Raw genomic sequence first — 2658 nt, 5'->3', positions numbered from 1 at the left:
GTTTCTAGGCTATCACTAGGAGACATTAATTCAATGACAAAATCGGGAGATAGAGGTAAAAATCTTTCCTTTTGTTGTGGGGTTAAAGCTTGCCATTTTTCTAAGGTTATCCAAGCAGCATCGGGAGAGCGATCGGCTCCGTTAGGTAGTTTAAATCCCGTGGAGGAATCAAAAGCGATACCCGTACCATTGTTATCTGACCAATTAAATAATTTTTGGGTGATTCTACCGTTACTATTGCCCGTTTTTCCTCCAGTTGGTGGCATAATAATTAAATCTCCTTTTGCGCTGCGTTCCAAACGTAAATCTCGGTTATCCTGACACAGTTGAAAAAACTGTTCATCGCTGAGTTGCCAAGATTCAAATTTAATTTCTACTACTGTCATCATAGATTCTCTTTTATAGGATTATAGAATTACCAAATATTATCAAGTTCTAAGACAAACTGAGATAAAATATTTTCCCCCGATAAACTCTCTGGATTAGTTAAAATTTCTACTGCCTGTCCTTGACGATAAATTTCTACTTCTCTCGTTTTTCTATTGATTAACCAACCTAAACGAGTCCCATTATCTAAATATTCCTGCATTTTTTTCCTAGTAGTTTCTAGGCTATCACTAGGAGACATTAATTCAATGACAAAATCGGGAGATAGAGGTAAAAATCTTTCCTTTTGTTGTGGGGTTAAAGCTTGCCATTTTTCTAAGGTTATCCAAGCAGCATCGGGAGAGCGATCGGCTCCGTTAGGTAGTTTAAATCCCCTGGAGGAATCAAAAACTACACCTAATTTATGTAGGTTATTCCATAACCATAATTGGGCAGTGATTCCAGCGTTAGAATTACCAGTTTCTCCTCCGGTTGGTGGCATAATAATTAAATCTCCTTTTGGGTTGCGTTCCAAACGTAAATCTCGGTTATCCTGACACAGTTGAAAGAATTGTTCATCGCTCAGTTGAAACGAGTTAAATTTAACTTCTACTGTCATTATTATCCCCAACCTACTCTCGTCTAAAATTCATGGTAACGCCCTAGTAGGGAGGCACAATTATTTGTAGGATGGGTTAGCGGTAGCGTAACATGAGCGGGCGTTGGGTTTCATGCTTCAACCCAACCTACGTTCATCTTATATTTAATTCCACCCACCCACTTACTGTCATTATTATCCCCAACCTACTCTCGTCTAAAATTCATGGTAACGCGCTAGGGCAAGAGATGTTCCTGGATGAAATTAGTGTAAACATCTCCGGCTAAAAAGGCGGGAGTTTCCAATATTTTACGATGGAAATCAATAGTCGTCGGTACTCCCGTGATCGCACATTCCCGCAGGGCGCGTTTCATGCGTTTAATGGCAGTTTCGCGATTTTCTCCCCAGACAATTAACTTACCGATTAGGGAATCGTAATAGGGGGGGATTTCGTAATCGGTGTAAACGTGGGAATCCATGCGGACACCTGGACCGCCGGGGGGCAGATAACCGCTAATTTTGCCGGGGTGAGGACGAAAATTGTGATCGGGATCCTCGGCATTAATGCGACACTCAATCGAATGCCCTCTAAATATCACCTGATCTTGCTTAATTTGCAGTTTTTCGCCCTGTGCCACCCGAATTTGTTCTCGGATCAGGTCCATCCCCGTGATCATCTCCGTGACGGGGTGTTCCACCTGAATACGGGTGTTCATTTCCATGAAGTAAAAATTACCGTGTTTATCGACTAAAAATTCCACGGTTCCCACCCCGACGTAATTAATCGATTTAGCGGCTTTAACGGCGGCATTACCCATTTTGGAGCGTAAATGGGGCGTTAAGAAGGGGCTAGGTGCTTCTTCTAGCAGTTTTTGGTGTCGTCGCTGAATCGAACAGTCTCTTTCTCCTAAATGGATTACGTTACCGTGACTATCGGCCAAAATCTGAAACTCGATATGTCGGGGACATTCGATAAATTTTTCTAGATATACTCCCGAATTGCCAAAAGCCGCTTCTGCTTCCCCTTGGGCGGCTTTTAACATATCACCTAGTTCATCTGCACTCTTGACAAGACGCATCCCACGCCCTCCACCGCCAGCAGTGGCTTTAATCAGGACAGGATAACCGATGTCATCAGCGATACGCTTTGCTTCCGCTTCCGAGGTAATTAAACCACCACTGCCGGGGATAGTGGCAACTCCCGCTTTTTGCATGGTTTTTTTAGCGGTAGATTTATCGCCCATAGCCAGAATAGCACTGGGAGACGGACCGATAAAAGTTAACTGATGATCGGCACAAATTTCGGCAAAGCGGGCGTTTTCTGCCAAAAAACCGTAACCAGGATGGATGGCCGTGGCGTTGCGTGTTAGGGCAGCCGAGATGATATTAGGGATGTTTAAGTAACTTTTGCTGCTCGGAGGCGGACCAATACAAACACTCTCATCGGCCAATTGAACATGAAGGGCATGGCGATCGATGGTAGAGTGGACGGCAACGGTTCTAATGCCCAATTCTTCGCAACTATGAAGGATTCTTAAGGCGATTTCCCCGCGATTGGCGATTAATATCTTGGCAAACTGCATTGGACGACCACGAGATCAGGCTGGTGTGATAGGCGACTATTTAGTAGAATATCTGGTTTTGTTACCTTGGGGAAATCGGGAAATCGGGAAGTGGGGAAGTGGGGTGTGGGG

The 2658-nt window shown here is 44.1% G+C and carries 3 protein-coding genes; all 3 read right to left on the bottom strand.

Annotated features, from left to right (window positions below):
• Nucleotides 1-389, bottom strand: a 389-nt coding sequence (locus IQ242_RS21975; protein WP_193961409.1) for a Uma2 family endonuclease, incomplete at its 3' end; no start/stop codon positions are given.
• Between the two features lie 26 nt (nt 390-415).
• Complete coding sequence (locus IQ242_RS21970) at nt 416-985, bottom strand: Uma2 family endonuclease (RefSeq protein ID WP_193961408.1); 570 nt, start codon at nt 983-985, stop codon at nt 416-418.
• Nucleotides 986-1200: 215 nt separating this feature from the next.
• Nucleotides 1201-2547: an acetyl-CoA carboxylase biotin carboxylase subunit gene (gene accC, locus IQ242_RS21965; protein ID WP_052278020.1), complete on the bottom strand. Its 1347-nt coding sequence runs from the start codon at nt 2545-2547 to the stop codon at nt 1201-1203.
• Nucleotides 2548-2658 lie beyond the last annotated feature (111 nt).

Source organism: Microcystis sp. LEGE 08355 (assembly GCF_015207185.1).
GTDB lineage: Bacteria > Cyanobacteriota > Cyanobacteriia > Cyanobacteriales > Microcystaceae > Microcystis > Microcystis panniformis.
Note: the sequence above shows the minus strand (reverse complement) of the source record. Positions and strands in the feature narration are given on the sequence as shown.